12 protein-coding genes are annotated in these 18469 nt (G+C 44.4%); 1 reads left to right on the top strand and 11 read right to left on the bottom strand.

The window, feature by feature from the left end; all coding sequences use genetic code 11:
- Position 1: 1 nt before the first annotated feature.
- The 9 genes from BLL41_RS13145 to pcrB all read right to left on the bottom strand — a co-directional run bounded on the left by BLL41_RS13145 (position 2) and on the right by pcrB (position 15274).
- Positions 2-703, bottom strand: coding sequence for a thioesterase II family protein (locus BLL41_RS13145; protein WP_071578173.1), 702 nt, complete (start codon positions 701-703; stop codon positions 2-4).
- Entirely contained in the window at positions 700-1683 is a 984-nt protein-coding gene (locus BLL41_RS13140) for a cysteine peptidase family C39 domain-containing protein (RefSeq protein ID WP_071578172.1), read from the bottom strand. The genes BLL41_RS13145 and BLL41_RS13140 overlap by 4 nt, the downstream gene beginning before the upstream one ends.
- Complete coding sequence (locus BLL41_RS13135; protein WP_071578171.1) at positions 1673-3178, bottom strand: serine hydrolase domain-containing protein; 1506 nt, start codon at positions 3176-3178, stop codon at positions 1673-1675. Before BLL41_RS13135 ends, BLL41_RS13140 begins: the two co-directional genes overlap by 11 nt.
- The gene (locus tag BLL41_RS13130; RefSeq protein WP_071578170.1) at positions 3175-7671 is read right to left on the bottom strand and encodes a non-ribosomal peptide synthetase; all 4497 of its coding nucleotides are present in this window, start codon (positions 7669-7671) and stop codon (positions 3175-3177) included. Before BLL41_RS13130 ends, BLL41_RS13135 begins: the two co-directional genes overlap by 4 nt.
- 81 nt (positions 7672-7752) lie before the next feature.
- Positions 7753-8946 carry an MFS transporter gene (locus BLL41_RS13125; RefSeq protein WP_071578169.1) on the bottom strand — a complete coding sequence of 398 codons (1194 nt, stop codon included), beginning with the start codon at positions 8944-8946 and terminating at the stop codon, positions 7753-7755.
- Positions 8947-9070: 124 nt separating this feature from the next.
- Positions 9071-10261, bottom strand: coding sequence for a CamS family sex pheromone protein (locus BLL41_RS13120; protein WP_071578168.1), 1191 nt, complete (start codon positions 10259-10261; stop codon positions 9071-9073).
- A gap of 15 nt (positions 10262-10276) precedes the next feature.
- The gene (gene ligA, locus BLL41_RS13115; protein WP_071578167.1) at positions 10277-12283 is read right to left on the bottom strand and encodes an NAD-dependent DNA ligase LigA; all 2007 of its coding nucleotides are present in this window, start codon (positions 12281-12283) and stop codon (positions 10277-10279) included.
- Between the two features lie 23 nt (positions 12284-12306).
- Positions 12307-14526, bottom strand: a complete 2220-nt coding sequence (gene pcrA, locus BLL41_RS13110) for a DNA helicase PcrA (protein ID WP_071578166.1) — start codon at positions 14524-14526, stop codon at positions 12307-12309.
- A gap of 61 nt (positions 14527-14587) precedes the next feature.
- Positions 14588-15274, bottom strand: a complete 687-nt coding sequence (gene pcrB, locus BLL41_RS13105) for a heptaprenylglyceryl phosphate synthase (protein ID WP_071578165.1) — start codon at positions 15272-15274, stop codon at positions 14588-14590.
- A 266-nt stretch (positions 15275-15540) separates the two neighbouring features.
- Here pcrB and BLL41_RS13100 point away from each other — a divergent pair, with 266 nt between their 5' ends.
- The gene (locus BLL41_RS13100) at positions 15541-17118 is read left to right on the top strand and encodes an FMN-binding glutamate synthase family protein (RefSeq protein ID WP_071578164.1); all 1578 of its coding nucleotides are present in this window, start codon (positions 15541-15543) and stop codon (positions 17116-17118) included.
- 37 nt (positions 17119-17155) lie between these two features.
- Here BLL41_RS13100 and BLL41_RS13095 read toward each other — a convergent pair whose 3' ends face one another.
- Together BLL41_RS13095 and BLL41_RS13090 are read right to left on the bottom strand one after the other, a co-directional pair.
- Positions 17156-17470: a YerC/YecD family TrpR-related protein gene (locus BLL41_RS13095; protein ID WP_003219429.1), complete on the bottom strand. Its 315-nt coding sequence runs from the start codon at positions 17468-17470 to the stop codon at positions 17156-17158.
- Between the two features lie 2 nt (positions 17471-17472).
- Positions 17473-18468, bottom strand: a complete 996-nt coding sequence (locus BLL41_RS13090; RefSeq protein WP_071578163.1) for a DUF3048 domain-containing protein — start codon at positions 18466-18468, stop codon at positions 17473-17475.
- Between the last annotated feature and the right edge of the window lies 1 nt (position 18469).

Genomic DNA, 18469 nt, shown 5'->3' with positions numbered 1-18469 from the left:
TTCATACCACTCCTGTCTGATTCAAAATATGATTGATTTTAGCTGTCACTTCTTTTGTCTTCTGATTAATGAAAAAATGATCTCCTTCAAATTCGTAAAATCTGCATGTCTGATCGGTGTACTGATTCCAATCAGATAAATCAAACAGCACTGACGGCAGATCACGTTTTCCGTAAAAAACCGAAATATCGCAGGATAATGGAGCAATTGCTGTATTCCTGTATGTTTCCAGCAACTCAAAGTCAGCTCTTAAAATAGGAAGGAAAAAGTCAAGCACCTGCTCATTTTTGCTGAATTCTTCCGGTACACCCCCCATCTCAATAATCGCTTGTTTTAAAGCGGAATTTGAAAGCTGATGAAGCACTTTCTTTTCCGGGATATGAGGCGGGAAACGCCCGGAAAAAAACATATGGATCGGCTGTTTATTTTCCATGGTTAATTTCCTTTGCAATTCGTATGCAAGCAGCGAGCCCATGCTGTGCCCAAAAATGGCATAATCCGAATCACCCAAATGAGATTTTACTTGCATAAACAGATCTTCCGTCACGGATTCTGCACGATTCAGCAATGGCTCAGACATTCTCGTTCCATGTCCCGGAAGCTCTAGGGCCACCAGTTCAACTGACGCATCAAGAAACCTTTTCCATCCGCTGAAGATGGTGCTCGAACCCCCGGCATACGGCAGACAGAATAATTTAATCATTTGACCCTCTCCTCTTTTCCTATATCCTTCAGGCATTCAATATGGGCTGCTTCAAGCTCCAGCACTTTTTTCAGTGAATCTTTGATCCGGTTTTCATAACCAGAAGAAGATCCCCCCGAAAAATAAAGCTTAGCCGCAAGATGCCGCGCTGCTTCCCACTCATCAATAATGTCAGATGTCACAGCGGCAAGCTGTTGAAAATCCGGAAGAAATGCGAGGCGGTATTGCTCTGTTTTTTTCACATTTAAAATTCCATTAAATGAATGAAGGAGCTTTTCGCTGTCTCTTATGCTGTGAAATTGCTCAGTAAACCTGCTGAAGGACGCCAAACCGGATAACATCCGATCTACATGCCCGGTGATGTTATGAACAAAGAAGGCAGCCGCATCCTTGAAAATGCTTTGCCCTGAGCGGTCCCTGCCCGGATCATAAGAAAAGGAAGCATAAGAATGAAAAGCGGCAGGAGGCTGAAAATAACTGTGAAAGCCTTGATAGGCTTTGGCCAAATGCTGATATGAAATATTTCTGGCTTCATATGACAAGTTATCGGGATAACGGTTTTCAATGGCAAGAACAGACTGATCTACGTCATGAAAGCCATAAATCAGTATGCTGTTCCGGTTATGCTTAGACATATATTCCTGTCTATAAGGCTGCGCATATGTATCCAACCAAATGATGACGGGTTTATGTTTAAGAACATCCCGTTTCACATCAGCTATGAGACTGCTGCTGACCGATTGCTTATCCGCGATTATTCCCTGCTGATTCATGACATACTCAGGATCATAAACTTCTGTTCGATCAACCGTTGGATAACCGTCTTCATCCAATTGATACGAATACATGTCATTTAAAAGATAAGGATAGATTTCTTGCTGAAACGAGCGAACCACGGAAAAATAACAGTTAAAAAAACAGCTGCGATAAAATAGGTCGTTAAACGGCTGAATACCAAGGATGGATGTTTCACATTTCATGCGTCTCACTCCTTCTTGCGGCACGGTGATTGAAAAAACAAGCGGTTAAACCGAATAGACAGGAGGCAAGGAGCAGCAAACCATAAACCGCCGCCAAATAAAGAAGAGAACCGGGCCCCCAAATAAATATCATGCTCCAAGGCATGCCATTAAAGGCGAAGACTGAAATGAGCTTGGGCGCCACTATTCCGGCTGCCAGCAACCCTCCCCAAAGCAGCGCCTTTATTCTAGTCCGCTGCTGAACGGGAACATTTTTTGATTTAACGTTTTTTAGAAAAATATAAACCCTCCACACCAGAACAATAAGCAATAAACTGAATAAAACCAGCAATGCAGCCGCAGCTTTATCAAGTACCTGAAACGGGTCAGTGACAGAACCGTCCTGCTTTTGGTTTTGATCGGCAATCACTTGCAAAACAGAACGAGCAATTTTTTCAGGGTACGCGCTGTTCATATTAGCCAAAACCCCTACAGCCGCATTATCGTCAGGGCTGACGATAATAAACGAAGAAAAGTTCGGGTTGGAGCCAGCATGGAACAATTCTTTGACTCTGCCCTTTTTTTCAAAAATTGACCATCCCGCACCGTAATACACGCCCGGCTCGTCCGTTTTTACGCTTTTATCAGGCAAGTGGCTTTGCTCAATCAAACGGCTTATATCACCGTCACTGTGATTCAGCTGAGATCGAAGCCATTTGGATACATCCTTTGCGTTCGTAATAATATATCCGGCAGGCGTGTTCCCCCGATACTCAGGCGCGTCATAGACTCTCGCCTTTAAAAATCCAATTTTAAAACCTGATGATACATCGCCGTCATCACCAGCGTGCCGCCCAGCATACGTGTTTGACATATCTAACTGCTTAAAAACGTGCTCAGCCATATATTGCTCGTACGGCTGGCCAGATGCCTGTTCAATGATATATCCCAGTACATCATAATTGATTGTGGCATATTCAAATGTGCTTCCCGGCTTATGACTAAGTTCAACTCCTATTAGTCCCTTCGCCGTTTTTTCCAAAGCATCTTCCTTTGAATCAATCTTGATATCCGCTATTGATAAAAATGGAATTCCGCTTGTATGATGCAGCAGCTGATGAATTGTGATATCTGTTTTCTTTCCGTTGTAAACTGCATAAAATCCGCTGATATACCGGCTGACAGGGTCATTTAGACTGATTGCCCCCGAATGTACAAGCTTAAGTACACCCAGTGCAGTAAACGCTTTAGAGGTTGAGCCCAACTCAAACAATGTCGAGGCGGTTACAGGGCGGCTATGCCTTTCGCCGGCATAACCAAACCCCTTTTCGTAAACCGCATCATTTCCTTTTACCACTGTCACTGAGATCCCAGGTATTCCGCTTTCCTTCATTTGCTTTTCGATCAGAGCGTCAATGCGCTTATCAACTGGTGTCTGAGCGCTTGCCTGTCCGCCGCTCCAGATTTGAATCGACAAGATACTAAGACAGAAAACCAGCAATACGTTTCTCATCATTTGAACAAGGAATCCAATTCTTCAATAGATAATGAGGCGGTTTCGAAATCTGATGGCGTAAATTCGACAGACTCTTGTTTACAGCAATGTTCAGTCAGCTCTTTCAGCTGTACAGAAAATTCATCTAAAAGCTGTTCCATATCCTCTGTCTGATAAAGATTGCTGCAGATTAAATCCAACGTTAGCTGTCCGTCATAGATTCCCGCTGTCAAATCAAGACTGACTGTCAGATCATTTTTAGGCGATGACTCAGCGCCTGAATTTAAATAAGTCATGCGGTATTCTGATTTATCTGCTAAAAAACGGTCAACTTCTCCTAGATAATTAAAGCGCAGCTCAGGCTTCTTGTGATCCGGCATTCGTTTATTCAAATAGGTGAGAGCGCCGTAGCCAATACCCTTATTGGGGATATTGCGCAGGTTTTCTTTCACTGAACGAATTTGCGCCGGCAAATCAGCCTCTGCCTGAAACACTGCGGGATACATTGCTGTAAACCACCCGAACGTCCTTGAAAAATCTAAGTCTTCCTTTAATGGCTCTCTTCCGTGACCTTCTAACTCCAAAGAAATAACCTCTTTGCCTGTGCAATGATGGCAAGCTCGGATTAACGCAGTGATAAGCAAATCATTTGTTTGGGTTTGATACGCCTCATTTGCTTCACTGAGCAGTTTTTGGGTCATCTGGCTTGTCAAAACCCGTTTCAGTTTTATGCTATTTTCAACTTTGGAATTTTCCGAACAAATTCCATAGAGCGGCTCAATTTTTTTCACTTTGTCATTCCAATAGCTGCATTCTTCCTCCGCTTCACGTGAATAAGCGTATTCATGGATCGAATTTGAAAATTCCTGATAAGAATGTGTCTTTAAAGGGAGTCTCTTCTCTTCCTTCTTATCTATTGAATCTAAAAGAGCAAGAAAATCATCAATCAGGATTTGCCATGATACACCGTCCGCGATTAAGTGATGGGCTGTAAATAACAAATGCGTTTTTTCGTTTGCTTTGATCATGCCGGTTTTAAAAAGCACTCCATTGTATAAGTCCGTGCTTTTTCTCATTTCCTGCCCGATTACCGCTATTTGTTTGGTTTGCTCTTCCTCGGAAAAAGCAGACAGATCCCAGTATTCAATGTAAGGTTCGATATCTGTATTGTGATAGACCAAGGCATTCGTCTCTTTTTCTACATTCATTCGCAAGCCGTCATGATGATTGATTAAAAGAGACAGAACCGCCTTAACATCTTTAAGGTGAATCTCTTTTTCAGCAGTTAGCATTACCGATTGATGCCAGAAATGAGCGCACTTTAAATCCAAAGACCAGAACCATTGGGTAATCGGCGTGCCCATCACTCTGCCTTCAGCCTGCTGTTGAGAAATTGCAGGCGTTTGTTTGCTGGTCACAGTACTGACAAGTTCTCTAAATACGGGATATGTCATAATATCCTGAGTCTTGATAAAAAGACCTTTTTCTTTCATTTTCGAAACGAATTGAATGGCTTTGATAGAATCTCCGCCAAGCTGATAAAAATGATCCTCCGGGCAAATGTCTGTCTGGCCGAGAATTTCCTTCGCGGTTTCCAAAAGAATCGCCTCAGCTTCTTTCTGCTCTTCATTTAACAATCCGTAATCTGTCTGCTCTTGATAAAGTAAAGGATCAGGAAGCGCTTCCTTGTCTGTTTTTCCATTTTGCGTAAGCGGAATATGATCCATCTTGATAAAGTAAGCCGGAACCATAAAAACGGGCAGTTTGCCAGAAAGCTTTTTCCTAAGCTCCAGCACTGGCGCAGGTGCAGAGCTCACTACATATGCCGCCAATTGCTTTCTGCCCTGTGAATCATCAAAATCAATGACCACCGCTTCTTCTATTTCCTCGAGAGATAGCAGGGCTAATTCAATTTCTCCCAGTTCTATACGGTAGCCTCTTAATTTGATTTGATGGTCTTTACGCCCTGCATATTCAAGCAATCCACTATTCGTTCTTTTCGCCAGATCTCCTGTCTTATACATTTTTCTGCCCTTTATGAAAGGGTTATCCAGAAAACGCTCGGTTTGCAAATCCGGACGCTTCCAATATCCTCTGGCGACATTATCGCCTGATATATACATTTCGCCTTGAGTTCCCGGCAATACCGGGTGTAGCTGTTCATCTAATAAATAAATTTCAGTATTCTGCAGCGGAACCCCAATTGGAACCGAGGCTTGCTGATCCTGTTCTCGGTCATACTTGTGGATCATACACCCAACGGTCGCTTCTGTCGGCCCGTATTCATTAAAGATCTCGATGCGGTGATCCGATGCTTCTGTTATTTGACGTGCTAAAGAAACAGACAGCTGCTCTCCGCCAACAATCATTCTTTTAATAGAGGAATCTTTTAAGTTTGCATCTTTCAGCAACGCTAAATGCGCTGGTGTCAGCTTGATGACAGCTGTTTTCTTTTCTTTTACGATTTGATGAAGTATAAATTCCGGGATATCTTCTTGTCTGTAAATGACAATCTTATTTCCTGTCACTAATGGGGTGTAAATGGATGTAACGGTTAAATCGAAAGCTATGGATGAGTACAGCGCAAAGCTGTCCTCTTGGGAAGAAGTATAATTCTGAGAGGCTGATGTTATGTAGTTCACAAGGCTTTGATGTTCGATCATCACGCCTTTCGGCTGCCCTGTTGATCCAGAAGTGTAAATCATGTATGCGATGTCGGAAGGATCGTTCCTGATGTCTAACTGTCCCGTATCTAAATCGTTAAACATGGTGCAGTCAATACTGATTTTTTTTACGTGCCTTGGCAAACGGCAGTCTATTTTAAAAAGAGGGTCTGTAATCAAAAGCGCCGCTTCACTATTTTCTAAAATATACTTGATTCGTTCCGCGGGATACTCGGGGTCGATCGGCACATAAGCGCCGCCTGCTTTTAAAATGCCCAGTAAAACAGCAATCAACTCTGGTGAGTGTTTCATGCTCACGGCAACAAAATCACCGCGGCTTATTCCTTTATGTATAAGGCAGCGGGCAATTTGGTTGGAGCGTTCATCCAGTTCTTGATAAGTAACATGTCTGCCCCCATCCTCTATCGCTGTCCGAAACGAATGCTGTGAGGCTGTTGCTTGAATTAATTGATTGATTGTCTGCTCTTTCGAATAGTCGGCCTGCGTCTGATTCCACTTAAATATCTCGTCCCTTTTTTCTTGTTCAGTTAATATAGACAAATGTCTGAATTGAATGTCTGGATCCTCGATAAGCAATAAAATCAGGCGGAGTAAACGGTCTTTCAATTGCTGAATTTCCGTTTCGCTGTAATCCGCTACCTTGTAGTCGAACTGCAATTCGATTGCCCCGCCTTCGTCCCATTCTTTAACTGCAATTTGAAGAGAATAAGGCTGTGATCCGTTGTATAATTCATCATATTCGACATGGCATCCATCTATATCAGAAGCAAGATCGGTATTGTATGAATTGATATACATTTGGAAGAGCTGGTCGTATCCCTGTTTTGCCAGCTGTAATTCCTTTATCAGTTCGTCATAGGGGTACCGTTGGTGGAGAAAGTATTTCAGATAGTCTGAATTGACTTCTTGCAAAAAATCTGAGAAACGCTGGTCAAGATCTGTTTTCTTTCTGAACGGCATCGTACTGACAGTCATCCCCGCCGTACTTTTTTCCTTCTTTCCAGACCTGTTTAGTACCGGCGTGCCGATTATCAAATCAGTCTCTCCCGTTGCTTTGCTTACATACCAAAACAGCGATGCGGTAAATAATGCGTTTAACGAAGAGCCTTGCTTTTGAATAAATTCATAAACAGCAGCAGAATGTTCTTGGTCTAGTTTAAATCGTTTGCGTTTACCAGCAATGTTCGCTGAACTTTTTGACAAGAAGCTGTCCGGCAAATGAGAAAATTCCTCTTTCCAAAATGCGGCATCTTTTTGATATCGTGGCGAAGAAAGGTATTTTTTCTCTTTTTCTATGAGAATTGAATAATCGTCAGCGGCTTCTTCAGGCAGGTCTCCTTTTGCCAGAAGCATGTATAGATCCTTAATCTTATCAATGATGATTTTCATAGACCAGCCGTCAGCAACAATATGATGGCATTTTATTAAATACCCGCATGTTGCTTCATCTGTTTGGAAAACATAAAATTGAACAAGCGCGCCATCAAACAAAGAGAAAGGGATTTTAAATTCCCGTTCGGCCCAATCTAGCATTCTTTCATATGGATGGTCTGTTGAAGTAAAATCGACCGATGGCACACGGGCCTGCAATTTTTCGTCTATGTATTGAAGAACTGATCCTTCCTGCTTTACGAGCCGTATTCTGAGGGACTCTGTCTGTCTGATGCAATGCTGAATGGCTTTTTTCAATGTCTCAAGATGAAGTTTTCCATTGATTTGGATAAGGCCGCCAATATGATTAATAGCTGTTTCTGGGTATAAATTTTCGATATTTAAAACTCTTTTTTGATGATGAGAAAGAGGAAATAAATTCAAGTTACCACTCAACATTTCCACCTCTTTACAAATAGTATTTTACATCACCAATTTAAACACATAACAAATAATTTGTAAATATTTATAAAACATTGTCTATATTTGTTCATTTTTTAGTTTTAAAGATAAAAGCGCTGAAACGGTAAAAATAATAAAATTCAAGAAAAATACATATTGGACACCCAGCCAATCAGTAAGACTGCTCATAATTAAGATCGATGCGCCGTATACAAATGTACTTATTGTATGTTGAGCCGACAGAATTTTCGGAAGCAAAGTTTCATTTATGCTCTCCTGCACATAAGTTCTGATCGCAATTCCCCGGAGCTGAAATGAAGGTCCTAAAATAAAGACAAAAAGCAGCGATGCCAATGCATACTTGTTAAGCGCAAGGCATAGTGTGCAAGCGCCGATGGCAAGTGATGTCCATAAAATCATCGAGAACAGTTTTCCATTCATTATTTTTGAAAGTTTCCAAACGATTAAACCGCCTGTAATGGTGCCGGCGAAATAGCTTGCGTTAATAAACCCCCACCATGTTTCGCTTTTATGCAGCACTTCATCGACATAAACAAGGATAATGGCTCCTGTCCAAATACTTCTGCCGAACATGGACAAAAGCTCAAGAACAGTCAGCATTCTGATAACAGGCATTCGATAAATCGCTTTCCACCCGGAGGAAATTTTATCCATGAAGGACTCATTTTCTTCCTTTTCTGCATCTCCTTTTCCCGCATCCTTGACAAAAAATAAAGAGACTGTAGAGGTGCCATAAAGCGCAAAAGTCAACAATAGCAGCAATTGCGGCCCGAGCCATTTGATCAAAATACCGCCGAGCAGCCATCCAAGCAGGAGCACGATTTGATCAGAGGTCAGCACCAGGCTGTTTGCTTTCAATAACATGGATTTTGGAACAAAACGGGGAATCATTGAATTTCTGACTGGAATCGTTCCTCCGTCTAACAGTGACATTAAAAATACGATAAAGAAAAAAATCAAAATAGATTTAAAATCTATCATAAATATGAGAAGCAACAAAGATAACAGAATGGTTTGCGTTAACTGTAAAAAAATCAAAATGTGCTTTAGTCTGTATTTATGAATAAAAACCGGTATAAATACTGCGCTTAATGACTGACCCACGAACTGCATCATAGCTACCAGCGATGCCAAAAAGGCTGAGTCTGTGACTTGATACGTAAATAGAGTCAGTACCAGCACGTATAAAGAATCTCCTAAATTGGCAATTGACTGGCCCGCCCATATAAAATAAAAGGATTTATTTTTCATAATTTCAACCCTTTTCTATTTTTAGAACATCATAACATAAATAAACACCCTCTCCAATGCTGCTCAGCCTTCAAAAAAACGCAAAAAACCCCTGCGCCGCAGCGGCACAAGGGGTCATCCAATATTAGTCATAAATGTGAACAGTCGGCTCTTTATCTCCGGCATTGCGGATAATGACCGCTTCTTGTCCGTCTGAGGACGTGATATTGACTTCGACATCAACTGAGCCTTTAGAGTAGTAGTCCATCACTTCACCCGTTAAGAACTGGGTAAACGCGACAACTTCACTTTTTCCGTAGAATTGCATTGGTATGTCAATCTTCATTTTCTTCATTTCATCATTATCATACAGCGCTGTACCGACAACGCCTGTATAGTTCGGGAAATATTCTTCAATTGAATTTTTGAACCGCTTAAAGACCTCGGTGTCATCCGGGTACTTTTCTGCTGTGGTTGTATCCGCAGGATAGAATACATATTTTTCATTGATGTCATCCCAATTTGAGATATCAGCAGAGCCTGCTTTGACCTCTGTTTTGGCGATGAAGTTCCCCGGCACAATCGATGTTTTTGACGCCTGCTTATAAAGTGCGACGGTAATCGGCACATTCTTCAAGTTATCTTTTTTACGGAGGCGGTTAATAACCTCCTGTGCGATTTTTTCTCCCTGCTGGCGAAGCGTGCTGTCCTTAATCTCCACTTCTTTTTGCGGGTCGCCAGTTTTTTCACGATAGTAATACACTGAGTTTAACGCCAGTCCGATCATGACGCCGCCAAGCTGGATAGAATTCTTGTCTTTTCTGACTAAATAATCGTGCTCAAGCATGGATGCTAAATAAATCGGGCTGCTTTCGTTCTTTTCTTCTGTTGAACCAGAACTCGGGAGCGCCGGGTTCAAGCCTTCATTTTTGAAGTTCTTATCTTCTTTTTCGGCTTTTTTCAAATCAGAGCCCGTTTTTTTCCGGGCCAGCCAGCTTAATACTGTATCCTCATCTAAATATTGTCCTTCTTGGAACAGATAATCGTCAGTCGAGAAAGAATCTTGGGCAAGACGCATCAGCCCTGTTTCAAATTCATCAATGTCCAGTCTTGTGTTCAGCTGTTCCGTTGTTAAGCCGCGCGCTTTGCCTGCCTTAAACGGCAGCACCATTTTGTAATAGGAGTCAGAGATATTATATTTCGGGACAATCGCTTTTTCTGACGATTTCGCCGTCTTTTGCGTAATCTCTTCCTCCTTCTCCCCCCCAAAACCTGACGAGCAGGCAGACAGCATTAATACTGCCGCCGTTGCCGCCAATGCCAACGTCTTTTTCAATAGAAAACACTCCTCTTATTTCTTTAGCTCTCCCATTAACTGTTCTTCATTCCACACTTCAATGTTCAGCTCTTGTGCTTTTGTCAGCTTGCTTCCCGCCGCTTCTCCGGCGATGACCAAGTCTGTGTTTTTGCTGACGCTTCCCGTCAGCTTTCCGCCCAGCGCTTCGATTTGGGCTTTGGCTTCGTTTCTTGACAGTTCTTCCAGCTTTCCTGTCAGAACAATTGTTTTACCGGCAAAGTAAGAATCGCTGTCCTCTGCTTTTACTTTTTTCGGGCCTTTGTAGAGCGTGTTTACGCCCAGCTCCTGAAGTTCATTCAAGAGTTCAAGCATTTCTTCTTTATGAAAATAGGTGATGACCGCGTCAGCCATTTTTTCACCGATTTCATCTACCGCGAGAAGTTCATCTTTAGAGGCTTTTTTCAGGTTCTCCAAGCTTTCAAACTGCATGGCAAGTGTCTTTGCAGCCTTTGATCCGATAAAGCGGATGCCGAGCCCAAACAGCAGGCGCTCTAACGAATTTTCTTTTGATTTTTGGATGGAGCTGATCAGGTTTTCAGTGGACTTTTCACCCATGCGTTCGAGCTGGATGACTTGTTCCTTCGTCAGCTTATATAAATCTGCCACATTGCGGACAAGGTTTTCCTCAAACAGCTGTGTGATCACTCGTTCGCCGAGCCCGTCAATGTTCATGGCATTGCGGGAAACGAAATGGATCAGCCCTTCCCGGATTTGCGCCGGACATTCAGGGTTAATGCAGCGAAGCGCCACTTCTCCTTCGATCCGGACGAGCTCACTGCCGCATTCAGGACATTCCGTCGGCATGCTGAATTCCTTTTCTTCTCCTGTGCGCTGTTCAACGAGGACATTCACGACTTCTGGGATGATATCGCCCGCTTTTTTGACAACAACCTTATCCAAAATCCGAATGTCCTTCTCTTTAATTAAATCTTCGTTATGAAGGGATGCTCTTGAGACCGTTGTGCCGGCAACTTTTACCGGCTCAAGAATCGCGGTCGGCGTGATCACACCCGTTCTGCCGACATTTAATTCGATATCGAGAAGCTTCGTCACGACCTCTTCAGCAGGAAACTTATACGCGATGGCCCAGCGCGGGCTTTTCGCCGTAAAACCGAGCTCCTCCTGCTGATCGAGAGAATCGACCTTAATGACAATGCCGTCTATTTCGTACGGCAGGTCAGCGCGCTTCGCCTGAAGCTCATCGATCAGCGTAATGACTTCTTCTATGTCGCCGCATTTTTTTCGTTCCTGATTCGTTTTAAATCCGAGTTCGTCGAGAAAATCAAGCCCTTGGCTTTGCGTCTCCACACCCATCTCGTCAAGCTCCGCTATACTGTAGACGAAGATATCGAGGTTTCGTTTCGCTGCAATTTTCGGATCGAGCTGCCTAAGTGATCCTGCCGCGGCATTTCGCGGATTAGCGAACGGTTCTTCTTCATTTTTAATTCGTTCCTCATTGAGTGCTTCAAACGAACGCTTCGGCATATACGCCTCGCCGCGCACTTCGATCGACAGCTCACGATTCATTTTGAGGGGGATATTGCGAATCGTCTTCAGATTCTCTGTAATATCCTCTCCCGTCGTTCCGTCACCTCGGGTGGCTCCTCTGACAAAATAGCCGTCTTCATAACGGAGAGAAACAGCAAGACCGTCTATTTTCAGCTCCACATTATACGCCACATCGTCACCGACGGCTTGGCGCACACGGCGGTCGAAATCACGAAGATCATCAGCATTAAAGGCGTTGCCCAGACTGAGCATCGGTGTGCCGTGGGTGACTTTTTGAAACGCTTCAAGCACGGCTCCGCCGACGCGCTGCGTAGGAGAGTCAGGCGTTCTGAGGTCTGGATGCTCCTCCTCAATCGCAATCAGCTCCTGCATCAATCTGTCGTATTCCGCATCAGGGACGCTCGGTTCATCTAGGGTGTAATATTCATAGCTATACTTGTTGATGGTGCGGCGCAGTTCTTCTGCCCGCTGCTTCGCTGTTTCTTTGTCCATCTGCTTCTTCCTTTCCTCTTCAATTACTGCTTTTCAATAGGAGCAAATGCCGCTAACAGGCGTTTCACGCCGACAGGGCTCGGGAAGGCAATATCGAGTTCTGTTCCTTCACCTTCGCCTTTCACGCTGACGACAGTTCCTGTTCCCCATTTTTTATGGCCCGCCTTATCTCCGACTGCCCAGTTCAAGGTGTCGCCGCCTGTTTTGCTGGCGTAGGATACCGGACGCGAAACAGGGCCGCGTCTCGGCTGCATTTTTCTCGCAGACGGCGCTCTCGTTTCTTTTTTCTCATTTAGGTTTTCCAATAAATCATCCGGTATTTCAGCAATGAAGCGAGATTCCGGATTCATATTCGTCCGGCCAAACAAGGTGCGCATTTTAGCATTGGTCAGATAAAGCTCTTGCTCCGCCCTTGTAATCCCAACATACGCGAGGCGGCGTTCTTCTTCCATTTCCGCTTCCTCCATGAGAGAACGGCTGTGCGGGAAGACGCCTTCTTCAAGCCCCATCAAGAAAACAACCGGGAACTCCAGTCCTTTTGCTGCGTGCAGGGTCATCAGGGTGATTGCATCCTTTCCGCCTGACTCTTCCTCCTGCTGGTCAAGCTGATCAATGTCTGCAATCAGCGCCAAGTCTGTCAGGAACGCAACGAGTGTCTTGTCTTCACTTTTCTGTTCAAAATTTTTCGTAACAGACAGGAACTCGTCGATGTTTTCTAAACGGCTTTGGGCTTCGATCGATTTCTCAGCCTTCAGCATTTCTCTGTATTCGGTCTTATCAAGAATTTCTTCTGTCAGCTCTGTAATGGATAAGTAATCCTGCATGTTGGTCAGGTTCTCAATCATCTGTCTGAAGCTGTCAAGCGCGTTGGCTGCTTTGGCACTGACGCCGATAAAATCAACCTGCTGAATCGCTTGGTAAAATGACAAACCGTTTATGGCCGCATACGAAGCGATTTTCTCAAGTGATGTCGCGCCAACTCCGCGCTTTGGCACATTGACAATGCGCGTGAAACTGATATCGTCATCCGGATTGGATACGAGGCGCAGGTACGCAAGAATGTCTTTAATTTCTTTTCTGTCATAGAACTTTGTGCCGCCGACAATGTTATAGTTCAAGCCCGCTTTGAGAAGCGTTTCCTCAATCACACGGGACTGCGCGTTTGTCCGATATAAAATGGCGATATCCGACAGCTTCCGCTTGCCTGAACTGTGAAGCTGATGAATTTTGCCGGCGACAAACTGTCCTTCACCGAACTCATTATCACCGCGATAATAAGAAATTTTGATGCCTTCATCGTTTTCCGTCCACAAATTTTTCGGTTTGCGGTTAGAGTTATTTTTAATGACCTCGTTAGCCGCGCGCAAAATCCGTTTCGTTGAACGATAGTTTTGTTCTAGCAAAATCACGCTTGCATTCGGATAATCTTTTTCAAATGAAAGAATGTTGGTGATATCCGCGCCGCGCCATCTGTAGATCGACTGATCAGAGTCCCCGACAACGCAAAGGTTCTGGAAACGCTCGGCAAGCTGCTTAACGAGCATGTATTGTGCCCTGTTCGTATCCTGATACTCATCGACATGGATGTACTGGAATTTGCGCTGATAAAATTCAAGCACTTCCGGCACACGGTCAAACAGTTTAATCGTCGTCATAATTAAATCGTCGAAATCGAGCGACTGGTTTTTCAATAGCTTCTTCTGATAATCAGCATATACATCGCTAACCACCTGATCGTAGTAGCCTCCGGCAACCTTAGAGAATTCCTCCGGTTCGGTCAATTCGTTTTTCGCACTGCTGATCGTGCCGAGGATGCTTCTCGGATCAAACTTCTTCGGATCAAGATTGCGTTCCTTCAAAATCCCCTTGATCACTGAAAGCTGGTCAGCCGTATCAAGAATGGAGAAATTTCGGTTAATCCCAATCCGGTCGATATCTCTGCGCAAGATCCGCACGCACATGCTGTGGAATGTGGAAATCCAGATATCGTCCGCACCGGGTCCGAGGATGCTTTCCACACGTTCTTTCATTTCGCGTGCTGCTTTATTTGTAAATGTGATCGCCAGAATGTTCCACGGCGCCACATGCTTTTCCGCCATTAAATAAGCGATTCTGTGTGTCAGGACACGCGTCTTTCCGCTTCCCGCTCCCGCCATCAGCAAAAGAGGCCCGTCCGTTGTTTTGACTGCTTCCTGCTGAACGGGATTTAAACCGCTTAGTAATTGATTGCTAATATAATTCAAAATTTGTTCACCCGCCTATACAAAACATATGTTCTATCATAAACCAAATCCGTACAATTTACTACTCGCCTTTCACAGCCGCTACTGTTTTCAAAGCCCTGTCGAAATCTTCATACACCGCATTGCCTACAACGATCACGTCCGCATGCTCTGCATACTGTTTGGCCGTTTCCGCATCCTTGATGCCGCCTCCATAAAACAAGGTGGACGTTTCCAATACAGCCTTCGTTTTCTTGACAGCTTCTATGTCTCCAAGCATGCCGCTGTATTCTAAATAAAAAATCGGCAGCTGCAGCAGCTCTGACACACGCGCATAAGCGACAATATCGTCAGTACTCATTTCGGCATCCGCTTCAGTCAGTGCCGCCGCTTTGCAATCTGGATTTGCGATGCAGTAGCCCTCCGCCACGATTTCTTCCATAGACATCAGTTCTCCGTATTCCTTCATGGCTTTCTGGTGCATTCCGACAATCCAATCCGCGTTTTTGCTGTTTAATACACTCGGAATAAAATATAAGTCAAAGCCGGGAACAATCGCTTCAATCGCTGACACCTCAAGGACACACGGCACCAAAAACCGTCTGACCTTAGACATCATCCGCAGGACATTATCCTCTGTCACACCATCGCTTCCTCCGATAATGACCGCATCCGTTCCTGATTCGCAAAGGATCTCCAGCTGTTCGTCAGGCAAATCTTTATTTGGATCGAGTTTAAAGACATGCTTCCACTCCGTTACATCGTACACGTCATACGTTCCTCCATTCGTTTGTTACCATTTAAACATTATAACAAATTCACATAGCGCGGAAAAACGGAAAAAGCCGTTAATCTCGTTATTCACTGAAAAAGGTGTTTTGATTCTTTTTTCATAAAAAAAGAGAGCAGGCTGACGTACCTGCGCGGGTGAGTCTTGTCTCTGCAGAAGCGCACATTTTTCACCAGATTCCCTCTGCTATTGTTTGGAAAGTGTTCAACTGTGGAAATGGTTACATAAAAAAGGGAGGCTGAGAGATGGAAACCATTATTATAGCACTCATCGCATTTATCATTGGGATTATCGCTATCCCGATCGTCTTATTTGCCTGGATCTACATAAAGGATGAAAAACAGCAGGAGCACTCAATTCTTCGCAACTATCCCCTCATCGGAAGGTTTCGGTATATCCTTGAAAAAATCGGGCCGGAGCTCAGACAGTATTTATATAGCAATGACAATGAAGAGCAGCCTTTTTCCCGCAAGGAATATGAGCAAACGGTTATCTCCGGCAAATACAAAAGCAGAATGATGGGCTTTGGATCTGTAAGAGATTTTGATAAACCCGGCTATTATATCCGTAACGCTATGTTTCCAAAACAAAGGGAAGAAATGCACGTAAATCAAACGCCAAAAATTGAAACCCAAATCTATAAAATGGATGCTGACAATCTCTTCAAACGCAAGGAGCACGCCGAACGTATCAAAGCAGATCCGTATTTTCTTCATCCTGATGATGTGCAGGTGATTGGCGAGCATACATGCGAAAAGCCATTTTACGTGAAGGGATTAATCGGCCAGTCTGCAATGAGCTACGGTTCCCTTGGAGAACGGGCAATTACGGCGCTCTCAAAAGGGCTCCATCAGGCAGGCGGCACCTGGATGAATACAGGTGAGGGAGGATTGTCTGAGTATCACTTAAAGGGCGGTGCCGATATCATTTGCCAAATCGGACCGGGCCTATTCGGCGTGCGCAAAAGAAACGGGGAATTTTCGTGGGAGGAATTTAAAAGAAAAAGCAGGATTGACCAGATTAAAGCGTTTGAGTTAAAGCTGGCACAAGGAGCGAAAACCCGGGGCGGCCATGTGGACGGCGCCAAAGTATCAGAGGAAGTGGCAGACATCCGGAATGTCGAACCAGGAAAGTCGATTGACAGCCCGAACCGCTTTTATGAATTCTCAAACCCTCCTGAAATGCTCGACTTTATTGAAAAACTTAGGGATGTGGGACAAAAGCCAGTCGGCATTAAACTGGTCGCAGGGCATCCTGAAGAATTGCATGAGCTTTTCTCTTATATGCAGAAAAGCGGAAAGCATCCGGATTTTATCACGATCGACGGAAGTGAAGGCGGTACCGGAGCTTCCTTTTACGAACTCGCGGATACAGTCGGCCTTCCGATTATGACAGCGCTGCCTATTGTTGACACGCTTCTTAGACAGTACGGGTTGCGCAGACAGCTGAAAATCTTTGCTTCCGGAAAACTCTTGACTCCTGATAAAATAGCGGTCGCCTTAGCCCTCGGCGCTGACTTTGTTAACATCGCACGCGGCATGATGTTTTCGGTTGGCTGCATCCGCGCTCTCGTCTGCCATACCAACACCTGTCCGGCAGGTGTAGCGACGACAGATCCGAAATTGCAAAAAGCGTTGAGCGTTGAGGAAAAACAGCACCGTGTCTGCAACTATGTTATTTCACTGCGCGAGGGGCTGTTTAACCTTGCAGCCGCAGCAGGGATCAATTCGCCGATTCACTTTTCCAAGGAGCATGTTGTCTATCGAAAAGAGGATGGCAGCATTGTCGATATCGACAACCTGATCCATCAATTTGTTTCATAAAGAAACCGCCCTTGCCGAACGGCAGGGCGGTTCTTTGTTATTTTGAAGAAGACTCAGTTTCCGTTTCCTTCACACGGTCAAGCGCCATTTCATAAGCGTCATTTCCGTAATTTAAGCAGCGTTTCACACGGGAAATCGTAGCCGTGGAAGCGCCTGTTTCTGTTTCAATCTTATGATACGTGTTTCCTTCGCGAAGCATGCGAGCCACTTCTAGGCGCTGAGCCAGCGATTGAATTTCGTTAATTGTGCATAGATCATCGAAGAATCGGTAACATTCCTCCAGGTCTTTCAGCGATAAGATCGAGTTAAATAACTGGTCCAGCTCTTTGCCGCGTAATTTATCGATTTGCATCGTTACACACCTTCTCCTTTACTAATGGAAGCCGCATCAAGATCAGGTACGATATTGATCCAAGTCTTTCCTGGCACAAACGGAAGCCACTTGCCGTCTTTTACCGGCACAATTCTGCCATTCACTTGTTTCCAGTCTGTTTCAATGACGTTTCCGTGCTGAAACAAAAGACCTTTCCCCCCTGATTCCAAGTCGATGTCCCGCCTTCCATCTTGATCAATAATATGATGGCTGGCTTCAACAATGAAAATATTTTGCATTGCAACCGGCTTTCCGGTTTCCCGGTCTGTCGTTATGACACCATCAGAGCTTCTTATATAAGATTCAGCTTTTTTATCATAGTTGTATTCGACAAGATTTGTAACGTTTTTTGTTCCATAATCTACCCGAACATTGTAAGATTCATTTGCAGGTTTTGCTTCTGATGTTTGAAACAGCAGCGGATTTGTTTCCCGCTTCAGCTCATATCCCTTTTGTTCCGCCGCCTTTTTTATGTAATCATAAGACGTGTAGGAATTATGGGGCGGTTTGCTGAAATCAGCTCTCCAAAATATGCTTCCGTCAAAATCCAATCCGTTTATATAATCGGCAGCTCCGGATTCTAGCTGCTCTTTGGCGCCGGGACTCCAGCCGTGATGGACAAATATGCTGTCAAAGCCATTGCTGAGAGTGACGAAATATTCCCGCGCGCTCCGCACAGGTCCGACAGTTTCTGGCATCTGGCTTTGGAAAATGGCCAGAAATCGTGTGATCTGCCCTTCTGCAAGCGCTTCTATGACAATGTCGGCTTTAGACAGTCCAGACTGCGGCCTCGCCTTCGGGTGATTGTTCACCACAACAGCAACAGGCCGGCGTTCAGTCACCTTCTGTTCAATCTCCAGTCCCGTCAAAGGAGCTTTCGGCTTCTTTGCGGAATCCGGGACAGCGTCCTTCTGCTGGCAAGATACAAGCAGAAAAAACACGAAACACAGCACGCAAACTGTCATCCATTTTTTCATA

The organism is Bacillus sp. FMQ74, from assembly GCF_001875785.1.
Taxonomy (GTDB): Bacteria; Bacillota; Bacilli; order Bacillales; family Bacillaceae; genus Bacillus; species Bacillus stercoris.
Note: the sequence above shows the minus strand (reverse complement) of the source record. Positions and strands in the feature narration are given on the sequence as shown.